This window comes from Streptomyces sp. NPDC058620, assembly GCF_042717135.1.
Taxonomy (GTDB): domain Bacteria; phylum Actinomycetota; class Actinomycetes; order Streptomycetales; family Streptomycetaceae; genus Streptomyces.
Genome location: NZ_JBHXQO010000057.1, coordinates 1 through 21,385 on the forward strand (window position 1 = coordinate 1; position 21,385 = coordinate 21,385).

Sequence of the window (21,385 nt, forward strand, 5' to 3'; positions counted from 1 at the left end):
GATACGCGCGGACCTCCACCTCGGACTACTCCAACTCGCTTGCAGCATCATCTGTTTGAGGCGACTCCGAACCTCATTCTGAAACGATCAGTAAGACGGTGCGGTGGTCGGGGGCGTTCCCAAGGGCGGCGCAGGTCTCGGCGAGGGGCCGGGCGAGGCGGAGTTGGGTGTGGGCGGCGATGACGAGCCAGGTCCACAGGTCGGCGGTGTCCGCGTGGCGGGGTCTTCGGGGCGGCCCAGGAGAGCGCGCACAATGCCGGTGTTCGTCGTGGCCCTGGTGCTGGGTCCGCGCTCGATCCGAGAGAGATAGTCCGTGCTGATCCCGCACAGGCCGGCCACGGCGGTCTGGGTACGTGCGCCGCTCCCGGATGCGTTCACCAGTGGGCAAGGTGGGCAGGACCAAGCCGGTATCCCCTGTTCCGCAGTACTGGTCCCCCGCGGCGCACACGAAGCCCGTGTGCCGCTTGCTCGACCGAGACACGGTGCCGTTCTTCGAGACGCATTGAGACGAGTGGTAAGGCCCCGCCACTGCTTTGACTGGTTGATGCAGCGTTCGACCGTTGTTCCGGCGCTTGCCTCGCGGCCGAAGGCCGCTCGCCGATCCCATCGTCGCGGGGCAGCCGTAACCAGGGTCACTTGGCTCGTCCCCGTGACGACGAGCCGCCCTTATTCGTGGTTCCAGGCGCTGGGCACGAGGCTCCGGTTGGCGGTCCGCGATCTGGTGCTCACCCTTGGTCCAGCGGGGGTTTCCAGGCGGCGGGAGTTGAGGATGTCCAGGACTTTGTCGTTCGGTGGGGCGAGCAGGTGCAGTCGTTTCTTCAGCGGGCCGGAGTCCAGAGGGTTGAGCCGTCCGCGCGGGGGCAGGCAGGCCCGCACCGAGGAGGGAGGGATACATTCCGGCGGCCCCCAAAGCGCCCGCCCCAGCCGAGGCGAGGGACGAACAGACGGCGGCGGCGTCTCTGTTCGGCGAGTTCGGCCCGCTTCTGGCCGGGGACACTCTCAGGTGTCGTGATCTTGCGCGGGGTGTCGATCCTTGGCTGCTTGCCCATCACTTCACCAGGGGGTTGTAGCCGACGGGCAGTCCGGCCGCGAAGACGGCCGCCTGGGCACCGAACACGGGCCGCATCCGGATCGAGCGGGTGGCTTTGATCGCGCGTTCCACCTCCTGGCGTGCGGCGGGCAGTTCGGCCGCGCTGCGTGCGGTGACCGTGACCATCAGCGTCCGGTCGACGACCTGGGCGCCGCCGGCCTCCTGCGCGGCGACCTTCTCCGCTTTGACGTAGTCGGCCTTCTGGCTCCACCGGGCCCGGCCCTTGACCTGGGCGGTGGCCTGCTGATCCCCCCGTCGTGCGCGTACTCCTCGTACTGGTCGTCAGCGGCCTGGGCCCGCACTCGCCCCAGGACAGCTCCCGGATCTCGGCGTCGGGGCGTGGAAGGAATCGGGGTCGTAGGCGGCCCGTACGAGGCGGCGCAGGTCGACGTCGGTGGCGCGGCGGATAATGTCGGTGCCTGTTCCGAAAAGGTCGAGCGAGTCGACCACGCGCAGGGCTTCGGCGACCTGCTCCCCCAGGTCGGTGGGGGCGTTCGCGATGGCTGCCGGATCGACGGTCAGGCTCGTCCACGGGGAGACGGATGCGGTGGCGTGCGGTGCGGTGCGCACCAGTTCATCCACGACCGCTCGTGCCAGGGCCTGAGGGTCCCGGCGCTGCTTGATGTCGTCGCCCAGGGGCTTCACCGGCGCCCGGGGTGATCTGGATCGTGACCGATGCACCGTTGATCTGGTCCTCGGTGCTCATGGCGTCCAGCGCGCTCCCCCATGTGCGGAGATTGCCCCGCACGGAGCCGGTGGGGGCCATCAGGCTCCCACCGGGCGCGAGCAGTGTGGAGACCGTCATGTGGCCGTTGGCCCGGTTGTGGACGACACCGACGTCACGGCCCGAGGTGGGATCGTGGGCCTTGATCAGGGTGCTGGACGCGGCGATCCCGGGCAGGTCGAGAGCGTAGGGGTGCGGCAGAAGGACAGCGCGGTAGGACGTGGTCTCCGACCGGGCGGCCAGCTTCCACGCCACCACGGCCCAGTAATGGGAGAGGGTCGGCATGCCGTGCCGCCAGGCGGCCGCCAGGCCGACCACGCTGAGCGTGACGGGCAGGGTCACCAGCAGACTCCCCGGCTCGTACACGGCGATGAACGCATCCAGCAGCAGCACCCGGCCCCGATGATCGTCGCCTGCTTCGACAGGTTCAGAAATCCGGAACTGCGGCGGGTACGGAACCCCTCGACGCGCAGCGTGTTCGGTACCTCGTGGACGGTCACTTCGTCCCTCCGTCTCCCATGTCGGATGCAGCACCCTGGACGGCGTCGTCGACGCCGTCCAGGACTTGCAGCGCCAGGCCAACGGCCGGGACCGCGGCAGTTCCAGCCCCTGCGGCCACACCAGCACTGGCGCCCGTGCCGCCGGCTGTGGACGCGGCGTCGGGCCCGGCGCCCTGGCCGGGCACGGACGCGCCACCCCCGCTGCGTGCCGCCTGGCCCGGGCATCACCACCCGATTCCCCGCGGGCGCCCCCTCCACCTTGCCCGCCCTGCGGGCCCATCGACTGCTCGACATGACGGGCCTGGTCGACCGGGCTCGCCGGTTCGGCGTCATCACTCCCGCCGGAGGAACCACCGGACGGGCCGGCCGGTGTGTCGTCTGCCCTGTCCGCGCAATGGGCATATCGAAGTCACGCCCCCACGTAACCTCTTCCTGTGCCAGCCTCCCGCCTGCATCGCGTCGCCGTCCTTGTGCTCGAGGGCGCGAAGCCGCTCGATGTCGGAATTCCTGCGCAGGTCTTCACGACCCGCGCGAGCATGCCGTACGAGGTGCGGGTGTGCGGGGCGACACCCGGTCTCGTGACCGGCGGCGATGGCCTCGCCTACCACGTCGCCCACGGCCTCGACGCGCTTGCGTGGGCCGACATCGTCTTCGTCCCCGGCTACCGGTTCCCGGACCGCGAGGACCCGCCGCAGGCCGTCGTCGAGGCACTGATCGCCGCCCACGACCGGGGCGCGCGGCTCGCCGCCATCTCGACGGGCGCCTTCGCGCTCGCCGCCACGGGCCTGCTCGACGGCAGGCGCGCCACGACGCACTGGCACTACACGCGGGCACTTGTGGCCAGGCATCCGCTCGTCCAGGTCGACGAGAACGTGCTGTTCGTCGACGAGGGCAGTGTGCTCACCTCGGCCGGCGCCGCCTCCGGCATCGACCTGTGCCTGCACATCCTGCGTGGCGATCTCGGAGTGGCCGCGTCCAACCACGCGGCCCGGCGTCTGGTTGCGGCCCCCTACCGCAGCGGCGGCCAGGCCCAGTACGTGCCGCGCAGCGTCCCCGAGCCGCTCGGCGAGCGGTTCGCCGCCACCCGCGAGTGGGCGCTGCACCGGCTCGGCGAGCCCCTCACCCTCGACATACTGGCGCGTCAGGCCGGGGTCTCGCCGCGCACGTTCTCCCGGCGCTTCGTCGAGGAGACCGGCTACACGCCGATGCAGTGGGTGATGCGCGCCCGCATCGACCTGGCCCGCGAACTGCTCGAGCGCTCGCAGCGCAGCGTCGAACAGATCGCCGCCGACATCGGGCTCGGCACCGGCGCGAACCTGCGCCTGCACTTCCAGCGGATCCTCGGCACGACACCAAGTGAGTACCGGCGCACCTTCACTCGGGGGGAGTGACCCGCCCGGCACCGCGTGGCGGGATCCTTTTGAACCGTGGCGATCCCGCCACTGTCAGTGGCGCTGGCCGCGGGCGAGCCTGGTGTGGAACGGAAGGGACATCACTCATGACTCGCATCGCCATCAACGGATTCGGCCGCATCGGACGCAATGTGCTGCGCGCACTGCTGGAGCGCGACAGCGCCCTCGAGATCGTCGCCGTCAATGACCTGACGGAGCCCGCCACTCTCGCCCGGCTGCTCGCCTACGACAGCACGGCCGGCCGGCTCGGGCGCCCGGTGGCCGTCGACGGGGACGCCCTCGTCGTTGACGGCCGTCGGATCACGGTGCTGGCCGAGCGGGAACCGGCGCAGCTGCCGTGGGCCGAACTCGGTGTCGACATCGTGCTGGAAGCCACCGGCCGCTTCACCTCGGCCAAGGCCGCCCGGGCCCACCTCGACGCGGGCGCGAGGAAGGTACTCGTCAGCGCGCCGTCGGACGGCGCCGACGTCACGCTCGCGTTCGGGGTCAACACCTATGCCTACGACCCGGCCGTACACACGATCGTCTCGAGCGCGTCCTGCACCACCAACGCACTCGCGCCGCTGGCGTCGGTGCTCGACGAACTCGCCGGTATCGAGCACGGGTTCATGACGACGGTGCACGCCTACACGCAGGAGCAGAACCTGCAGGACGGTCCGCACCGCGATGCCCGACGCGCCCGAGCCGCCGGCGTCAACATCGTGCCGACCACGACCGGCGCCGCCAAGGCGATCGGTTTGGTGCTGCCGCACCTCGACGGCAAGCTGTCGGGCGACTCGATCCGCGTACCGGTTCCGGTGGGCTCGATCGTCGAACTCAACACGACCGTCGCCCGCGACGTGACGCGCGACGACGTGCTGGCGGCGTACCGCGCCGCAGCGGAGGGGCCGCTCGCCGGCATCCTCGAGTACTCGGACGACCCACTCGTGTCGTCCGACATCACGGGCAATCCCGCCTCGTCGATCTTTGACTCGGCCCTCACCCGCGTCGACGGCCGCCACGTCAAGGTGGTCGCGTGGTACGACAACGAGTGGGGCTTCTCGAACCGCGTGATCGACACGCTCGAGTTCCTCGCCACCCGCTGACCGGACGCCGGGGTGGTGCCCCGCCTCCGGCGACCGCGCCGGCCAGCACTTTTCGACGGGGGCGGGGGCGCGGCGAGCTCACGGTAGGCGGCATACCCGGCCTGCTGTGCCCGGGCCAGGTCGTCGGGAAGGGGGCAGTGCACAGTCCGGATGCCGGACGGCCTTGTATGGAGACGTGCAGCGCAACCATTTGCCGTGCGAGTGGTCTTTCTGGGAGAGCGGGGGCGAGGGCCGGCCGGGAAGCAGCCGCGGTGGCGGTTTTCCGGGTGGCGCCGCTGACCCCCGCTCGTTCGCGCAACTTCGTACAACAGGGGATGGACCATGCTGGATTCTCGTTTCCATACCGCGTCAGCGGTCTTCGTGGCGCTCGCGGCCACCGCGGTCGCCGCTCCGCTCGCCTTCTCCGGTACGGCTGTGGCAACCGGGCCCGTGGCGGTGTCGGGGCAGCGCGTCGACTTCAACGGGGACGGCTACGAGGACATGTTCGCCCCGGTGCCCGAGGGAACCGTCTCCGGCGTCAAGAAGGCCGGGTACATAGCGGTGTACCCGGGTGACGCAATGGGCATCAGCCCGGCCCGGTACCGGGTGATCAGCCAGAACTCGTCCGGGGTGCCCGGGGCGGTCACGGAGAACGCCCGGTTCGGGGCGGGAAGGGCCGCCGACATCGACGGCGACGGATACACGGACCTGCTCGCATCGTCCGCCCAGGGCGCGCGCATCATCCTGTTCGGCGGGACGAAGGGGCTCGCGACCCGGGCGGTGGAGTTCCACGGCCAGGGGGACGCGGTCGGCGACTTCGACGGGGACGGCCGGACGGACGTGGCCGGGATCGACCAGGCCGACTGGGGCGGAAAGATCGTGGTGAGCGAGAACATCGGCGCGGACGGCTCGGTCGTGAGCACCCGCACGGCCCTCACCGCCGACGGCATCACCGTCTTCGAGAGCGTGCAGGCCGTGGACATGAACAATGACAGCAAGGACGACCTGCTGGTGCGCAGCGGCTGCAGCGACGAGCCGGACTGCGACGGGACGTCGCTGTACCTGTCGACCGGCACAGGCTTCAAAAAGACCCCGATCCTCGCCGCCCCCGGGACCTACCTCAGCCACTCCTCGGTGACCGTCGGCTCGGTCAACGGGGACGCCTACCCTGACCTGGTCTTCACCCGGCAGCCCACCGGCCTGGACAGCGACCTGGACTTCCCGAGCAAGGGCGGCGCGGTCGCGGTCGTCTACGGCGGCCCCGAGGGGCAGAACACCACGCTGAAGCCGAAGTGGATCACCCAGAGCACGGCCGGGGTGCCCGGCGCCGACGAGATCGGCGACAGCCTCGGCGCGAGCGCGGCGGTAAAGGACCTGGACGGTGACGGCTACGGCGAGGTCGTCGTGGGCCTGCCGGGCGAGGACGTGGACAAGGCCAAGGACGCCGGGGGGGTGCTGGTGTTCAAGGGCCGTGCCTCGGGCATCACGGGCACCGACACGAAGGTGATCGGCCAGTCCACGGCGGACGTCCCCGGCGTCGACGAGGAGGGCGACGCGTTCGGCGGCGAGGTCCACATCGTGGCCGCCGCCAAGGGCGTGCCGGCCACACTCGCGGTGGCCGCCCCCGGCGAGAACATCGGCCAGGGCGGCGTATGGCTGTTCAAGGGCAGCCGCTCGGGCCCGGTCACCCGGGGCAGCATCTCCTTCGGCGAGGCAAGCCTGGGTTTGGAGCCGTCTGCGGTCAACTTCGGCCGTCTGCTGGGATGACGACACTGACCCGCTGACGGAGCGGGTGCGTCTGGCCGAGCGGGTAGGTCTGGCGGAGTGAGTCCGCCGAGGCCGGTCACCGCTCCGTCGGACGCCGAAGGAGCGCCGCCGACGACCGAAGACGATCGACCCGGCCCGGCCGGTGGACCGGCGGCGTCACTACGTCGCCCTGGCCGCAGCAGGGCGGTGAAGCCGGACGCTATGAGAAGCGGGATCGCATCCAGGCTGCTGGAACACATCATCACCGAGGCCAAGGCCGTGGGCTTCACACGGCTGAGTCTGGAAACCGGCACAGCTGAGTTCTTCCTGCCCGCCAGGAGTTTGTACGGAAGGTTCGGCTTCGTCCCGTGCGAACCGTACGCGGACTACCGGCCTGATCCGAGCAGCACGTTCATGACGAAGGCCCTCTGAAGGGACTCGCTCCACAGGTCTTGACCATGACTCTGCGAACCGGCTGACCCCGCGTGTCACGGAGACAAGGAGAATGCCTGTTCCCCATGTGTTCGGCGCCTGATGGGCATCGCTGTCGATGGCGCTCAGCGTGGTGGCCGCGGCCGCGGCGGCACTGACGGTTTCGGAAAGCTGGCCCTCGGCGGCCGTCCGGCAGGTTCGTCCGACGGGCGGTCGTCTCCTGCCCTGTGATGCCATCTGCTGTCAGGGAACACCGCGGCGATGGCGAGGACGGTACGTCGGTGATGTCGGCCTCCTGCCCTGCCGCCCAGCCGGGGTGCCGGTGTTCCCCGCTCTTCCGCTCCCGTCCGGGGGTTGCCCGGGAACGCTGCCCGGCCCGGGTCTTGCGGGGCGCGGGCTCGTCGTCGATGGTCATGTCCATGGGGTTACTGATGACCGGTCTGATCGCGTTGGCCGGTGTGAACATCGTGCTGGGGACGACTCGTCTGTGGCGGCGGTCGGTGGAGGCCCGGATGGTCCGGCAGGTGCGGGCATGGCCGGGGTGTTCGACGCCTACCACGCGGACCTGCTGAGCGCCGGCGAACCGCTGTGTGTCACCGCCCATCAGCCCGGCAGACTGGAGCGGAACTCCTACCGCGCGACCGACGTGGCCATCCGCCTGATGCGTCAGGACGGCCTGCTCCACGAGGACGGACTGGAGCTGGTGGAGACCGCGGCCGAGCCGGCCCACCCCGTCACCGCGGCCTGCTTCCGCGTCATCGGCCGCTACCGGACCGTCAGCCGGCCCCGCCCCGGCGACATCGGCCGCGACCCGGACGTCCAAAGTGCCGTCCGTGCGCACCTGGGCGAACTGTTCGCCCACGCTCCGGCCACCCGCCGCCACCCGGGCACCACGACCAGAGAGACGGCCCTGTGGGCCTACGCCGTCGGCGCGGCAGCCCCCGCTGTCCACGCCTACTTCCTCATGAGCAGCTCCGCCCCCGGCGACCTCGACGTCAGGAAGGGCTCCTACGCCCTGGCCTCCCTCGTCTTCCTCGCGGCACTGATCGTGATCACAGCCCAGGCCGGCAACACCTGGCACCCTCTCGAAGACCCGGGCACCCCCACCGCCCTCCAGGAACCGTCCCCGCCCCGTGCACACTCCGAACGACCCGCCGGCGACACCGGAGACATCCCGGCCGCTGACTCGGACGGGAGCCGGAGCGACGACACGGGAGAGAGTTTCGCCGGCGACTGAGCTTGTCATTTATGGTCCATCGTCGAACGAGGCTCGAACTTGATCCCCATTTCGCAGTTCAGCGGACGTGAAGGCGGCCATCGCCTGACCCTGTGCACCGTCGCAGAGGCATGGGACCGGCTCGGCGTGGGGCAGCGCGAGCGCCATTTGCACCGCCGTCCATACGGGTCATCAAGTGGCCCTGTCTGCGGCAGGCCGCGGGGAGCGGTAGGGGTCAGCCGGTCATGGCGGGGCCTTCGGCCCGGGCCCGGGTGCTGACGCAGCTCGGCATAAAGCCCGCCCCACGTCGGCGGCCCCGGCCGCGAGAGCGCGGCCGGGGCCGGGAGCATCGGCATCCGAGCGGGGTATCGCCGCGCTCACCCAGTACAAGGAACGGGAAGGGAAGCCGTCGTCGACAGGTCCTGGAACGAGGGGTTTTGGCGGGCGGGGCGTCCGTGCGGCTGGAGGCGTGCCCCTCCAACACCCACGACGCGGGCCGGCCTGACCCAGGAACAGCGGGCCGAACTCGCCGGCCTCGGAAGCGCCTGGGCGGATTAACAGGGCGATCGGCTGGACGCCTGCGCCTGCGCCTGCGCCTGACACCCGAGCAGTTGGCTGCCCCCGGAATGAAAGCCCTTCCGAGGGCAGCCCGAAGCCTGCGGATCTAGCCGCGCCCACCGCACCCTCGGCAGTCGCCGGATCCATTGCAGCTAGAGCACCGGTCAGCTCCCGAACCGCCACGCTGGCCCGAACCTCCGCAGTTACGACAGTTCCCACTGTTCGAACACGATTGACATGTCATATGGCTTCCCCTCCGATAGATGAGCTCCACAGTCTTCCCACCGAGCAGGCATCACAAGCCGATGCTGCCCGCCCTGGCCGGGGAGTCCGAGGCGGGCGGGAGTCGCATAGAACGACGTGGAGGTTGCCTCTTGGGTCTCGTCTGCCTCAGTGGTCGCATCGGACGCGGCAAAGCCTACGGATGCGGCCTCCTCAGCGTCGCCCCCGCGAGGCAACCCCATTGACCCCACGCCTCGCGACCAGACCCCTCACCCCCAGCAACGCCCGGCGCAAACTCGCCGCACCCAACGTCGCCATACTCCCCCGCATAGCCGACTCCCTGTCCTCGCCCGTGGTCGAGGGGTGCTCTCCGCGCGAGCGGAGGTGAGCCGCACCGGCCCTTGCGGGGAGTAACGGTCAACGAGTACGGGCCGTCTGGGTACGGCGCTTAAGGGTCCGCGCGTAGTCCTCGAACCGCGCCTTCGCGATCACCGAACGGTCGGCGGTCCGGAGCACCACACCTTCCGCACGGCCAGCTGCCTGGCCGTCCAGCGCTACCCGGGTCTGCAGCCAGCTGGCGTTGAGCCAGGCGCTCATCTCGTCGACACTGGTCGGCAGACTTCCCGGCGCGATGACGCCGAGGCGGGGGGTGAGCGGGAGGCCCTCCATGCTGGCAGCGATGGCCAGGGCCTCCTCGGTGAGGAACGACTGCCCACCCCCCTCGCGCCATGCAGATATGCGCTCGACCGGCCGGCCCAGAACATCCAGCGGCACCGTCGCCACGTCGAACAACCGGTACCCGACCTGCCCGGTCCCGGTGTACTGCTTCGCCGCAGCACCCACCTTCGCCCCGTACACCTCCAGGTAGAAGACACTGATGCTGTCCCTCACGGAGAAGCCTTCAGCGACGGTGCGCAGCGCCCCCACGATGCCCAGGGCCGGGTTGGTGACCCGGTCGCCTCGGGCGGCAAGAAGCTCCTCACGGCTGCCGATGAACCAGTCCCCGTCCGGAAGTTGGATGATGCGGGCGTTCGTTCCGTCGACCTTTTCGGTGAGGACCACATCGCCGACGAACGGGGTGGCGTCTTCGGTGAGAGCGCCACGCTCGCCGAGCACGTGATAGGTCGGGATGGACGGGTACTTGGTTGCCGAGTTCAGGGCGGCAAGATCGATGCTGTCGCTCATGTGGGACTCCTTGGGGGCGGTCAGGTCGTCTTGATCCGGGCTCTGCGCCGGGCGAGCATGCGGGCCTTGAGCTGCTCTTCTCTGGGGTGCTCCCACTTGTGCCAGCCGACGGACATCTTCCACTGTTGGGCGTGGGGCTGCTCGTCAATTCCGCGCGACGAGGATTCTTCTCGACCATCAGACGCGAACTGCGCAGCACCTCCGCCTGGCCCAGCCGGGCCGCGGCCCGCACCGCGCCAGTGCGAGCGGATCATGGCAGCCAGGCTGGCGGGGGTCGGCATGCTCGGCGCTCAGGTCGGTGACCGCGTAGACGGTCTTGATGCTGATCTTGCCCGCCTTGTGGTTCACCCGGCGCCGCTTGAGCTGGACAGCCTGACGGGCTCCAGGGAAGAGCAGGTTGTTCACGGTGCAGACCTTGATGCGGCGGATCTCGCCGCGGCCGTGGCCGCTGTCACGGGTGCGGCCCATGAGCGGGATCTGGTTCCAGGGAAGGGACTTGAGCTGTCTGCGGAGCTTCCTTTGGTTCCCTTTGACGATCACGATGTAGTGCGCGCCGCGGCGGGTGAGGAACTCGGCGTGCTCGCGTTGGGTGTGCATCGCGTCGCTGGTCACGACTGTGCCGGCCAGGCCGGGCACGGACTCCAGCAGGGGCTGGAAACAGGTGATCTCGTTCGTTTTGGCGCCGACGTCCATCTGGGCGAGGACCAGGCTACGGGCGTGGTCGAGCGCGGCCAGCAGGTGGATCTTGCGGCCGTCGGCCCTGGCGGCGCCGCGCACCGTCTTGCCGTCCACGGCCACCGCCCGCCGGACTGTTGGGTTGGGGCGGCGGTCGGACGGCCAAGCGCCCACCGCCCGGTCCAGGGCGTCGGCGTCCAGGCGGGCCAGCGTGCGGCGGATCGTCGTCTCGCACGGCACCGGGCGGATGCCGGTCAGCGGACAGCGGCGGGCGCCGAGCCGGTCCAGGACCGGCGGCGGAGCATCGGCGGCCCACTCGCTGATCGCCAGCAGTGAGGTCGCACCGGCCGGCACCGCGCAGGCCGCGAGCACGAGTACGTACAACAAGCCGTGGCGGATGCCACGGGGTCTACGCGGATCGGGAATCTCGGCCAACCGGCCCAGCAGTCCGGGCAGTTCGCCCTCGGCGGCATCGGGCTGATCACGAAGTTGGTCAAGGGCGGGCGGGTTCGGGGATGATGCGACGGCAGGCACGGGCTTCCGTAGGGATCACTGGACTCGACACCCACATGATCTTGGGAGCCCGCGCCTGCCCTGCATCCAGGACTCCACCAACGCGCGCCGGGACAACGGGACAACGCGCGCAAACCGCAACTGCGCCGAAGCCCTGGTCAGAACTTGAGCAAGTGCGCGCTTCGTGGCAGCTCGGGACCGACCGCGAGAAGCGGTGATGATCTCTGAACGCTATCGATGACCTGCTCCCAGATGACAGGGCCTCCACGGTCACTGATCCAGAGTGGGTCAGCCGGTCGCGTTCGAGCAGTCGACCCAGGCGACGAGGTCGGTGCTGAAGTCGGGATCGTTCACGTGGACGACGCCGAACCTGATGTGCTGTCCCTGGGACAGAGGCTTGAGACAGTCGATCGGGCTGCGTTCGTGCCAGGTGCCGCTGGTGTCCTTCCACGGCACAGCGCCGAGTCCGAAGCTTTTCCCCGGCTGGCGACCGTCGAGGGAGACCCCGAACTTGTCTCCGTTGATTCCGACTGCCGAGACCGTGCCCTGGAACACCTGCGGGGTCGCAGTATCCGTCGGTAGCGTGTGGCCAATCCCGAATCCGACACCGGCGACCACCAGGCCCGCGACTACCAGCAGCGCCGGCTTCGACTTGATCTTGCGTATGTCCATCCGCGCAACATACGCCGATTCCGTCAGTGCCGCGCCTGGTCGGCGTGACGGGCGTGTGCCTTCCTGAACGCGTTCACCTTTGATCGCGATGTCAGCCAGGCACACCTCGCCCCGGGCCCCGGGCCGGCCTGGCGAGCTGAACAGAAGGACTTGACAGGGAACTCCACTAACGCGCACCAGGACAACACGCTCAAACCGCAACTACCCCGAAACAGGAGCGACCGGCACAGTGCCGTCCGGCGGAGGCAAGGTCACCGTCGAGATCGATAGAACTGACCCCGTGAACCCCACCGGAGACAGATTCACGGGCGAGCGCTTCGAAAAAGGTCTCAGTGTCACGCTGAACTCGGTTGTGTTCCGTTCCCCTGGGCAGGACCTGACCACGACCGGGGGCTACATCGAGATGGTGTCCTGCGTGACCGAACCCGTCCTTCTGGGCCTGGCGGTCACGGCCCTTCGCAATCGTGTCAAACGTTGAATGCGGCTGGAGCGCTCGTTCGACAGGCATGTCCAATCAACCGACCACCCGCCGTAAAGAGGCACGCCCCAGTACTCCAGCTGTAGATCGTGATCTTCACCGTTTATGGATGGATCGCCGCCTGCATGCAGATCAGCTGTCTCGTAGCGTCCTGACGACCGCAGTGGCCTGATCCAGCAAGTCGATGGGGCAGCCCCAGTAGTCGTAGATGCCGCCGCGGGCGCGGTTGCTGCCACAGACAACAAATACGCCGGTCCCCAGCTCAACCTTGAGGTGGGTGGCCAACCAGCCGACGAAACCGCTGTTGTCCGCGTGATCGGCGAAGTGGAAGGAGAAGATTCCGAAGCGTTCGACGCCGTCGCCATCCTGGGTGAGCGGGACCAGGCGGCTCCAGCTCTCCCGGTCCCGTACAACTGCCAGCGTTTCGGCGGTAAGCTCCGGCGGCTGGTCGGCCGGAGACTCTTCAAAACACCAGACGCCGTCGTGCACGACGAGGTCAGCCTGAGCGATCACACGGCGTAGCCGCTGCTCTGTCTGTTCCGTAGATTCCACACTCACACTGACCATCAGCGAGACTCCTTATTCCGTGAAGCCGTGATCCCACCCGGGGATCATCACGTCGCCTCCTCTGTCGGAACGAAGGCTTCTGCAGGACAACCGTCGTTGCAACGCCCTCGCCGTCTCGTCTATTTCGCGCGCGGCTTTCGTCTCTGGAGACGCCGACGAGCAAGATCGTGATCCTCATGTGGTGGCTGCCTGTCGTCGGTAGCGGCAGGCGCGTGCTCGGGCTTGGTGGCATCGTCCAGTTGGACCGGTCGAGCCGGTGTGCCGCCGTGGGGTCGGGCTGGACGGCCAGGGCGATGAAGAGTCGCTGGATCTCGTTGCAGGACAGCGGGATCAGCCCGTCAGGGGCGCCCTGCTGGGCGTGTTGGTCAGCCCGAACGACAGGGAGGGAGGCGTGGGCGAGCACGGCCAGAGCAACCCAGCGATCCAGGACGAGTAGCGGCGGACTTGATGCGCGTCCAGTCCTTCCAGGCCTCTGGAAGGTCTCTTCCTCCCGCGACCTTGATCCAGCAACTCCGACAAGGGTGGTCAGCGGGACGGCCTTCAGAAAATCGGTGTCGTCGCCGGTCAGGACCGCACCCTTGTCCCGAGCAGCGCCGCAGCCGCACCGGGCTCCTTCACGTCGCGGCCGACCGCCCTCGCGTCCACGAAGACAGAGCAGAAGGCCAAGAGCAAGACACCGAAAGAGGCCAAGGGCTGCAGCAAGCAGCAGCGAGGCGACCGCGCTGAGCGGCCACCGGCGATGACGGCCGCGCACCCGGGCGTCGGCGAGCGTACGGCCGGCGCCGCCGGGCGAGCGGCCGTCCCGTCAGCCGGAGAAGACCGCGGCGACGTCCGCCCGCAGCGCCGGCAGCTCGCCGTACAGCGTGGTGCCGGGGCACTCCGTGGCGAGCCAGTCGCGGTGGCCACTGATCATGGGAACGTTCCTCGTGACCCCGTTGACCGGGTTGACGAAGGTGACGTTGGCCTGTGGGTCGAAGTCGTGCACCGCGGACAGCGCCGCCAGGAGCAGGGTGAGCGAGTCACGGGCCGCCGCGGTGGTGGACTGGTCGCTGAAGGTGCCGAGCAGGGCGATGCCGAGGTTGCCCGAGTTGTACCCGGCGGCGTGGAAGGCGGTCACCATCTTCCCGGAGGTGTCGTGGGCCGGGAGGCCGTCCGCGCCCGAGTACCGGCCCTCGTAGATCCGCCCGGCCTCGTCTATGAGGAAGTGGTAGCCGATGTCGCCCCAGTCGTTCGTGATCGCGTGCATGTGGTAGTACGCACGGATCGTGGCCGCCGGGTCCGGATCGCCGTTGCCGCCGGCCGTGTGATGGACGGTCAGGGTTTGCGCCGGGTAGTAGGTCTGCGGCGAGTTCTCGCTGCCGTCCGCCTTGAAACGCAGCGACTCGTCGGCTCCCCAGCCGGCGCGCGTGACGTACTCGACGCGCCCGATGCGGCGGGTCGCGGGGGCGCTGGAGGCCGCAGCCGTAGGGCCGTTCACCGTGTCGACGGCGGTCGCGCGCAGGTCGCCCGCTCCGTCCGGCAGGCGGAGCTCGTACCCGGCGGCACCGCCGGCCGGCACCAGCACGCCGACGCGGGTGGTGGGGTCACCGTCGGCACCGCCCGCGCACATCGGCTGCAGCGCGGTCCACTTGCCGCGGCTGCCGTCCTGTCCGAGCAGCCGGATGCCCGCCCCGCGCCGGGGTCCGTTCCAGGAGACTCCGACGTACTCGATGGGGAAGTCCGCCCGGACCGTCCGTCCGGCCGTGCTGCTGACGGGCGTGGCGAGGGTCCGGGGCACCCGGGCCGCCGGCGCGGCCGAGGCGGGGGTGGCGGTGGCGGTGGCGAGGCCCGCCGCGGCGGCGACTCCGGCCGCCTGGAGGACAGTTCGCCGATTCATGTGTGGCTGGTGACGCAAGGTCAGTCCTTTCACAAGAGGACCAGCATCATAGACATGACACCTCCCGGCGTGACCAGCAGAGCTCTGACGGCACCGGCCGCGGGACCGCTTTGACTCCCGTGGTTTCACAGCGCCGGAACCGCTTCGACTCGGGTGACGCACAGGGCCGGGCGCGGGTCGGCGGGACAGCCGTCCGGCGGGGTCCGTGTGGTCCGCCAGCCATGGTGACGCTGGTGTGAAGTGCCCCGCCCCGTCCGTTGATTGCGGCCTCCTTCACTCCTCGGCACGGAACGACGTCCTGCCGCAGTCGGCGTGAAAGGCCGCGCCCGTTCAGATCTCACACCCACATGCCGACGAACGCGCCAATGAAGCCCATGGATCGGATCTGCCCGTGGAGGATGTCCTGCGCGTGCTCGTCGGAGAGGACCGCGGCGTCGAGGACCGGACCGTCGCCGAAGGGCGGTCGGCCGCCCCAGCACGGTGGCAAGTTCGTCTTCGGCGGCGCGCCAACTGGGGCGGAGAATAGACGCGGCATTGGTCACGTCCCGTGACCGCGCAGTGGGGTAGACAGCAGCTCCGACGGTGGCGTATTGCGGTCGCGCTTCCGTTTCAGATGACCGGACTGTGGTGCGCAGATGGTTCCTTGCGGGCCACCTCGCGCCCCGGCCGCTCAAGATGCCGTACCCGGCCGTCCGCCGACCACCCGGCTCGTCAATTGGCGGCGCGGTCATGAGGGACGCCCGGCTGGATGCCCTGTGGAACGCGATGGCCGCCGAGCACCGCCAGCAGCCCCCGTCGCCTGTGCGGCCTCCGGAGCTTCTCTGGCCCGAGGAACAGTAACCACCGCTCCTGCAGCGGTCTACCCAGCGAGGGAAGGCCCCCTGCCGCCTGCGTATTCGGCGTAGCAACTGCGCGATACCCGGGCCGGGAACGGGGCCGCGGCGGCCCGGGGCCCGGCCGTGTGAACAGCGCCGCCCCAGCTGGGGCGCACGTCGTCGTACCACGGAGTGCCGGGCGCGACAGGGCGTGCGAAGTACGTCATTGTCATATGCACTGCTTCGTGGTGCTCCTTGCGCCCCTGTTCGGTGGGTGTGCCGGGCTGAGCTGGGGAGAGATTGAAGGATGTACGGGGTTCATCCCGGTCGGCGAGGCTGCCGTGACCCGGTGGATCAATGGGGCCGGAAGCGGTGACCGGGATGACGGTTCAGCCGGCGAACCTCCTGACGTCGGTCGCCGGGCATGAGGAATGTGAGGTCGATGGCGCCGGAGCTGCTGCCGAGCAGGCCGGACAGATCCGGTCCCTTCCCAATCGAAAAAGTGTGGGCGTTCGGCGGTCACTTGGGCCCGGATCCGGATGGTGGAACTCGCCTCGCCCTGCACCGGGTCTTCGGCTCCCGGCAATGCCGTCGAGAACATGCGGCGAGCACAGCCATAACCGGCGGCCGTAGAAGCGAGCAAACGGTTGTGCGTCACTCGCGGACACACTTGTTGTTGATGTGGGTGCCGGGATCACCGGGCTGACGCAGTGTTCCGTCTCCGGCCTCTGGACGCGGACGGCGCTGCCATTCCTGTCATGCGGCTTTGTCGATGTATGCGGAGGTAGAGATGGTCGACACCTTGGCGAATGCGCCGGGATCGTTGCCGTGGCTCGGGCACGCCGTTCCGATGGTGAGGGACAGGTTCCGGTTCCTCAGGTCCCTTCCGGACCACGGGGAGCTGGTATGGATCCGGATAGGCCCGTGGAAGGCCCTGGTGGTCACGACCGAGGCATTGACCGCGCGAGTGCTGCGTGACGACCGGACCTTCGACAAGGGCGGTCCGCTGTACGAACGGATCAGGGAGACGGGCGGCAACGGGCTCGCCAGCTGTACACACGACGATCACAGGCGCCAGCGGCGGCTGGTGCAGCCGTGCTTCCAGCCCGACCGGATCCCCGGCTACGTACCCGTAATGCACCGTCAGGCAGCGCGGATGATGAGTTCCTGGCGTGAGGGCCGTCCCGTGGACGTGCTGGTCGACATGAGGGTGATGGCTGCCCGCACGGCCCTCGCCACAATGTTCTCCGGAGCACCGACCGACTCTGTCCTGGACACCTTGGTGAAGGAGATCGATACCGTACTTTCCGGCGTCGTGCGCCGGGCCCTCATGCCCGATTGGCTGGCCGGGCTTCCCACCCCGGGCAACCGGAGCTACCGCAGGGCACAGACCCGGACACGCGAGACCGTTGCCGACCTCGTGGCCGGATATCGTGGACAGGACTCCGATCGCGGTGACCTGATGTCCGTCCTCGTGGCGACACGTGATCCGCAGAACGGCAACCAGGGGCTCTGCGAGAGCGAACTCCAGGACCAGGTGCTCACCTTCTTGGTCGCCGGCACCGAGACGACCGCCAGCACTCTGAGCTGGGCTCTGCACCTTGTCGCCCAACATCCCCGTATCGATGCACAGTTACGAAGAGGCAACCGAGTTCTCGGGTGCGCAGGCTGGGGCTTGCACCGACCCGGCCCGCCTCACGGTGGCGCGCAACGTCATCCTGGAGACCCTGCGGCTGTATCCACCGCTGCCGATGCTCACTCGCGTCACTACCCGGGACACCGAGCTCGGTGGCCACCCCATCCCCCAGGGCACCACAGTGGTCTTCAGCCCCTACACCGTCCAGCACAGGCCAGAGCTCTACCCGGACCCGCAATCCTTCCTCCCTGAACGCTGGGCCGGCTACGCGCCCACCCTGCGGCCACCACGCGGGCCCTTCGTTGCCTTCGGCAGCGGAGCGCGCAAGTGCATCGGCGACACCTTCGCCCTCACCCATGCCACCCTGGCGCTGACCTCGATCGCCGCACGGTGGCGCCTGCACGCGCTGACCGGCCGCGCGCCGAGACCTGCGACGAGCGTGGCCATGAGCCCCCGCGGCCTGCGCCTACTGCCCGAGATGCGGCACCCGCCCATGCTGCCGGTCCCCGGCTGCCATACGGGCAGGTAAGAGCGCGGGCGCCGGACGGTACCCGCAGGTCCGCCCATGGGGCACTCGGCGTGACGGAAGGCGACCGCCATCTACTGCGGATCTTCAACCCTGCCGCGCTGCAAGACAATTGAGCACGCCGGAGTATCCAGGCAATTAAACGCAGGAGGGAGTTGTCCATGGGTGTCCACCCTCCACTGGCCAAGGCGTTCGATCCGGCCGACGTTCCCTCACAAGTCAACAAGATTCTCGGAGAGTTCCTCTCGGTCAAAGCCGAACAGGCCTCGGACGGCCGGATGCCGCTGGAGGTCACCGACGTTCTGCGGGACTTTCTGCTTACGGGCGGCAAGCGCCTGCGGCCGGCGCTGTGCATTGCCGGCTGGTACGCAGCCGGTGGCCCCGGCGATGTCGCCCCCGTGCTGAGCGTGGCGGCCTCACTTGAGATGTTCCACGCCTTCTGCCTCATCCACGACGACGTCATGGACCACAGCGCTGTCCGACGGGGCCGGCCCACCGTCCACCGCGCCCTGGCCGCCCACCACGGGCACAACCGCAGCCCGGCGGTTGCCGACGCGCTCGGCGCGGGGGCCGCAATCCTTCTCGGCGACCTCGCCCTGGCCTGGTCAGACGAACTGGTCCACACCGCCGACCTGACGTCTGCCCAAATGGCGGACGTCCTGCCGCTGATCGACACCATGCGCACCGAGGTCATGTACGGGCAGTACCTTGATCTGACAACTACGGGACAGCCCACCGACGACCCCGATCGCGCGCTGACGATCGCCCTGTACAAGACCGCCAAGTACACCATCGAGCGCCCCTTGCACATTGGCGCGGCCCTCGCCGGAGCCGATGACGCGCTGCGCGTCGTATTGAGCGCCTACGCCCTGCCCATCGGAGAAGCCTTCCAGCTGCGTGACGACCTCCTCGGCGTGTACGGCCACCCGGCCCGGACCGGCAAGCCCAGAACGGACGATCTACGTGCCGGCAAGCACACCGTGCTGATCGCCATCGCTCTGCGGCGGGCCGATGAAGCCCAAGGCCGGCTTCTGCGCGAGCTGCTGGGCAACCCCGCCCTCGAAGAGGACGGGGCGAACCGCCTGCGCCGCGTACTGACCGCCACGGGTGCCCCCGCAGCCGTGGAACACCTCATCCAGGCGCGATGTGAGCAAGCCGAACAGGCCCTGGCCCAAGCCCCGTTCCCCGACTCCGTTTCGCGGGTGCTACGCGAGCTCGCACGTCACGCGACCGCGAGGACGGTTTGATCATGCGGCCACGGCTTACCCCCTGGCGTCGACCCTCCAACGGCCCATCAAGGAGCAGAAACCGTGAGTGAAGACGTACACGAACGGCACAACGGCACCGAGACCGTGGAAACCTACGGCCTTCCGTTTCCGCCCCGCTTCAACCCCCACCACGAGAGGGTCCTTCCGATCCATCTCCAGTGGATGCGCTCACGCGGACTTGTCACACACGAGACCCTGGACTACTACCGGGACTCCGCCTATCCCGGACTCGTAGCACACGTCTTCCCTTACGCCTCACCCGGCACCATGGAGGTGCTGTCGCAGTTCATGGGGTGGATCGCCTTCTACGACGACCAGTTCGACGGACCGGCCGGACGCGACCGTCACCGGGCCGCCGCCCTGATCCAAGGGTGTCTGCAGGTGATGGAATGCCATCCCGCACACGCCCCGGTGACCCGCCCCCTGGACCGGGCCTTCACCGAGATCTGGGCAGGGATGGTCGCCGACCGCTCCGCGCGATGGCAGGAGCGGTTCAAGGAACACTGGCGCGCCTACCTTTCCGCTTACGTACACGAGGCGTCCATCCGCGGCCAGGGACTGGTGCAGAGCCTGGAGGAATACGACCAGCACCGCACCACGGCAGGCGCGATCCTGCTGTCCTTCGACCTCATCGAAGTGGCCGGCGGCTACGAACTGCCGCCCGCACTCTACGAAACACCCCAACTCACGAGGATGCGCAGCGACGCCGGCTACGTCATCTGCCTCGCCAACGACCTCGCTTCCCTCGCCCGTGAAAGCGACCTCGAGGAAGTCGTGGACAACAGGGTGCTCCTCCTCGAACACCACCACGGCACCACCCGAGGCCAGGCGGTGACGGAAGTCGAGGAACTCATCCGCACGTACGTGAACAGCTTCACCGCCGAGACCCTCCGGCTACGCGAGAACCCCGCCTACGCAACCGCCACCCCCACGGCGAGACATGACACCGAACAGTTCATCCATGGTATGGGCGACTGGATGCGCGGCAACTTCGACTGGCAGGCCCGCACCGCGCGCTACCACGGCCGTTGGCAAGTCCTCGAACCGGGCAGGGAGAGCGTCTGACATTCAGCGAGGGCCGTGCCACACCCGGGGCAGAGAGCTCGTCGCGTCCCCGTACGCGCGCAGAAGGTCATCATGCCGTCGGTCGCCCAAGCTCCTCGACGTCACCGTCGAACAGCGAGCAAGGACGGCCGCAAGCACACTGCTTTCACATGACCGCTCATTCTGCCAGGCCATGGTGACAGTCAGTCATGACTCCACAGAAGGGGACAGAGCCATTGACAGTCTGGCTCAGGAGCGCCTTCGCTCCCCCTTCCCCCCCGGTCACCATTTTCGTGGCTCTGCAACGGGGCCCCGGAGCTCGGGCACAAACACCCAATCCCTGCTCTGCCTCGCCCGACGACGGGCCTACGTCCTTTTCGCCATGCTCCGCGACGGCACCTTCTACGAACCCCAACCCACCCGATCAGCTTTGACCAAACACATAGGGGCCCCGCACCCGCTACGCGTTCCGCGCGGACGTCCAGCCCTGGCGGCGGAGGCTTTCGAAGCCGTCAAGGAGGAGGTCCAGGGCGAACTCGAACTCGAACTGGTCGTCGCAGCCGCCACCGACCGTGGAGCCCCCGTCGTGTGCGGCCGTCGCGGCCAGTTCCGCGATGTGCGGGTAGCGCGCCGCCAGCCCGGGGTCCGGCGGGCCGGAGGGGCCCGAGGTGTCGAACAGCTCCTGGCTGAAGCCGAGCAGGCGGCTGCCCATCGCGTGCATGACGTGGTGCGTAAGGTCGGCGGAGAGGCCACCGTCCCGGAAGCTCCCGGCCATCGAGTCAAGGTACGCCAGCACGGCCGGGGTGGGGCCGGTCCGCGACTCGATGACCCGGGCCGCCCAGGGGTGGCGCAGCAGGACCCGACGGGCCGAGAGGATCCGCCCGCGGACCACGCGCTGCCAGTCGGGGCCCGCGTCCGGCGGGTCGATCTGGCCGACGACGGCGTCCGCCATGCCGTCGAGCAGCTCCTCCTTGTTGGCCACGTGCTTGTAGAGGGCCATCGGTACGACGTCCAGCTCCTGCGCGAGCCTGCGCATGCTGAGCGCGTCGATGCCGGTGGCGTCGGCGAGCGCGACGGCGGCACGCAGGACGCGGTCCCTGTTCAGGGGGATCCGTGGCGTGTGCGTGGCTTCCTGCCGGGTCATTCCGGTTCGGCCCCTTCCCTCC

Annotated in this window: 17 protein-coding genes and 4 pseudogenes; 10 read left to right on the forward strand and 11 right to left on the reverse strand. The window is 69.0% G+C overall.

Annotation, left to right across the window (positions count from 1 at the left end):
• Positions 1-50 precede the first annotated feature (50 nt).
• The 4 genes and pseudogenes from ACFWSK_RS31585 to ACFWSK_RS31600 form a co-directional block, all read right to left on the reverse strand.
• Positions 51-245: pseudogene (locus ACFWSK_RS31585) on the reverse strand (transposase); the annotation flags it as partial.
• Between the two features lie 803 nt (positions 246-1,048).
• Positions 1,049-1,345: pseudogene (locus tag ACFWSK_RS31590) on the reverse strand (SCO6880 family protein); the annotation flags it as partial.
• 27 nt (positions 1,346-1,372) lie between these two features.
• Positions 1,373-1,660, reverse strand: a complete 288-nt coding sequence (locus ACFWSK_RS31595) for a hypothetical protein (RefSeq protein WP_383793691.1) — start codon at positions 1,658-1,660, stop codon at positions 1,373-1,375.
• Positions 1,661-1,664: 4 nt separating this feature from the next.
• Positions 1,665-2,207, reverse strand: a complete 543-nt coding sequence (locus ACFWSK_RS31600) for an SCO6880 family protein (RefSeq protein ID WP_383793694.1) — start codon at positions 2,205-2,207, stop codon at positions 1,665-1,667.
• A 541-nt stretch (positions 2,208-2,748) separates the two neighbouring features.
• Here ACFWSK_RS31600 and ACFWSK_RS31605 point away from each other — a divergent pair.
• The 5 genes from ACFWSK_RS31605 to ACFWSK_RS31625 all read left to right on the forward strand — a co-directional run bounded on the left by ACFWSK_RS31605 (position 2,749) and on the right by ACFWSK_RS31625 (position 8,205).
• Positions 2,749-3,705 carry a GlxA family transcriptional regulator gene (locus ACFWSK_RS31605; protein WP_383793697.1) on the forward strand — a complete coding sequence of 319 codons (957 nt, stop codon included), beginning with the start codon at positions 2,749-2,751 and terminating at the stop codon, positions 3,703-3,705.
• Positions 3,706-3,812: 107 nt separating this feature from the next.
• Entirely contained in the window at positions 3,813-4,811 is a 999-nt protein-coding gene (gene gap, locus ACFWSK_RS31610; protein WP_383793700.1) for a type I glyceraldehyde-3-phosphate dehydrogenase, read from the forward strand.
• A gap of 321 nt (positions 4,812-5,132) precedes the next feature.
• Positions 5,133-6,557, forward strand: coding sequence for an FG-GAP repeat domain-containing protein (locus ACFWSK_RS31615; RefSeq protein ID WP_383793703.1), 1,425 nt, complete (start codon positions 5,133-5,135; stop codon positions 6,555-6,557).
• A 186-nt stretch (positions 6,558-6,743) separates the two neighbouring features.
• A complete protein-coding gene (locus ACFWSK_RS31620) occupies positions 6,744-6,968 on the forward strand; it encodes a GNAT family N-acetyltransferase (RefSeq protein ID WP_383793706.1) in 225 nt (74 codons plus the stop codon).
• A gap of 532 nt (positions 6,969-7,500) precedes the next feature.
• Positions 7,501-8,205 carry a hypothetical protein gene (locus ACFWSK_RS31625; RefSeq protein WP_383793709.1) on the forward strand — a complete coding sequence of 235 codons (705 nt, stop codon included), beginning with the start codon at positions 7,501-7,503 and terminating at the stop codon, positions 8,203-8,205.
• A 1,176-nt stretch (positions 8,206-9,381) separates the two neighbouring features.
• On the opposite strand, the gene ACFWSK_RS31630 is transcribed toward ACFWSK_RS31625, so the two are convergent.
• The 3 genes from ACFWSK_RS31630 to ACFWSK_RS31640 form a co-directional block, all read right to left on the reverse strand.
• On the reverse strand, positions 9,382-10,149 hold the full coding sequence (locus tag ACFWSK_RS31630) for an RNA ligase family protein (protein ID WP_383793712.1): 768 nt from the start codon (positions 10,147-10,149) through the stop codon (positions 9,382-9,384).
• Positions 10,150-10,326: 177 nt separating this feature from the next.
• A complete protein-coding gene (locus tag ACFWSK_RS31635) occupies positions 10,327-11,358 on the reverse strand; it encodes an ISAs1 family transposase (protein WP_383793714.1) in 1,032 nt (343 codons plus the stop codon).
• 267 nt (positions 11,359-11,625) lie between these two features.
• A complete protein-coding gene (locus tag ACFWSK_RS31640; RefSeq protein ID WP_383793717.1) occupies positions 11,626-12,009 on the reverse strand; it encodes a hypothetical protein in 384 nt (127 codons plus the stop codon).
• Positions 12,010-12,289: 280 nt separating this feature from the next.
• Here ACFWSK_RS31640 and ACFWSK_RS31645 point away from each other — a divergent pair, with 280 nt between their 5' ends.
• Positions 12,290-12,487 (forward strand): hypothetical protein, encoded by a 198-nt coding sequence (locus ACFWSK_RS31645; RefSeq protein ID WP_383793719.1) that lies wholly within the window; start codon positions 12,290-12,292, stop codon positions 12,485-12,487.
• Between the two features lie 132 nt (positions 12,488-12,619).
• On the opposite strand, the gene ACFWSK_RS31650 is transcribed toward ACFWSK_RS31645, so the two are convergent.
• The 3 genes and pseudogenes from ACFWSK_RS31650 to ACFWSK_RS31660 form a co-directional block, all read right to left on the reverse strand.
• Complete coding sequence (locus ACFWSK_RS31650; RefSeq protein WP_383793721.1) at positions 12,620-13,054, reverse strand: DUF6196 family protein; 435 nt, start codon at positions 13,052-13,054, stop codon at positions 12,620-12,622.
• Positions 13,055-13,228: 174 nt separating this feature from the next.
• A pseudogene (locus ACFWSK_RS31655) lies at positions 13,229-13,592 on the reverse strand (IS701 family transposase); the annotation flags it as partial.
• 267 nt (positions 13,593-13,859) lie between these two features.
• Positions 13,860-14,930: an N-acetylmuramoyl-L-alanine amidase gene (locus ACFWSK_RS31660; protein ID WP_383793724.1), complete on the reverse strand. Its 1,071-nt coding sequence runs from the start codon at positions 14,928-14,930 to the stop codon at positions 13,860-13,862.
• 1,665 nt (positions 14,931-16,595) lie between these two features.
• Here ACFWSK_RS31660 and ACFWSK_RS31665 point away from each other — a divergent pair.
• From ACFWSK_RS31665 to ACFWSK_RS31680, 4 genes and pseudogenes are all read left to right on the forward strand, one after another.
• Positions 16,596-17,327 (forward strand): annotated as a pseudogene (locus ACFWSK_RS31665) (cytochrome P450); the annotation flags it as partial.
• A gap of 19 nt (positions 17,328-17,346) precedes the next feature.
• The gene (locus ACFWSK_RS31670; RefSeq protein WP_383793726.1) at positions 17,347-17,910 is read left to right on the forward strand and encodes a cytochrome P450; all 564 of its coding nucleotides are present in this window, start codon (positions 17,347-17,349) and stop codon (positions 17,908-17,910) included.
• 158 nt (positions 17,911-18,068) lie between these two features.
• Positions 18,069-19,154, forward strand: coding sequence for a polyprenyl synthetase family protein (locus tag ACFWSK_RS31675; protein ID WP_383793729.1), 1,086 nt, complete (start codon positions 18,069-18,071; stop codon positions 19,152-19,154).
• 63 nt (positions 19,155-19,217) lie between these two features.
• The gene (locus ACFWSK_RS31680; RefSeq protein ID WP_383793731.1) at positions 19,218-20,240 is read left to right on the forward strand and encodes a hypothetical protein; all 1,023 of its coding nucleotides are present in this window, start codon (positions 19,218-19,220) and stop codon (positions 20,238-20,240) included.
• 439 nt (positions 20,241-20,679) lie between these two features.
• On the opposite strand, the gene ACFWSK_RS31685 is transcribed toward ACFWSK_RS31680, so the two are convergent.
• On the reverse strand, positions 20,680-21,363 hold the full coding sequence (locus ACFWSK_RS31685) for a TetR/AcrR family transcriptional regulator C-terminal domain-containing protein (protein WP_383793734.1): 684 nt from the start codon (positions 21,361-21,363) through the stop codon (positions 20,680-20,682).
• Positions 21,364-21,385 lie beyond the last annotated feature (22 nt).

What these genes read in the sequence shown, in the direction of transcription:
- gap (WP_383793700.1), top strand. Translation starts at nt 3,813, where the DNA reads ATGACTCGCATCGCCATCAACGGATTCGGCCGCATCGGACGCAATGTG.
- ACFWSK_RS31675 (WP_383793729.1), top strand. Translation starts at nt 18,069, where the DNA reads ATGGGTGTCCACCCTCCACTGGCCAAGGCGTTCGATCCGGCCGACGTT.
- ACFWSK_RS31630 (WP_383793712.1), bottom strand. Translation starts at nt 10,149, where the DNA reads ATGAGCGACAGCATCGATCTTGCCGCCCTGAACTCGGCAACCAAGTAC.
- ACFWSK_RS31615 (WP_383793703.1), top strand. Translation starts at nt 5,133, where the DNA reads ATGCTGGATTCTCGTTTCCATACCGCGTCAGCGGTCTTCGTGGCGCTC.
- ACFWSK_RS31640 (WP_383793717.1), bottom strand. Translation starts at nt 12,009, where the DNA reads ATGGACATACGCAAGATCAAGTCGAAGCCGGCGCTGCTGGTAGTCGCG.
- ACFWSK_RS31650 (WP_383793721.1), bottom strand. Translation starts at nt 13,054, where the DNA reads ATGGTCAGTGTGAGTGTGGAATCTACGGAACAGACAGAGCAGCGGCTA.
- ACFWSK_RS31660 (WP_383793724.1), bottom strand. Translation starts at nt 14,930, where the DNA reads ATGAATCGGCGAACTGTCCTCCAGGCGGCCGGAGTCGCCGCCGCGGCG.
- ACFWSK_RS31625 (WP_383793709.1), top strand. Translation starts at nt 7,501, where the DNA reads ATGGCCGGGGTGTTCGACGCCTACCACGCGGACCTGCTGAGCGCCGGC.
- ACFWSK_RS31685 (WP_383793734.1), bottom strand. Translation starts at nt 21,363, where the DNA reads ATGACCCGGCAGGAAGCCACGCACACGCCACGGATCCCCCTGAACAGG.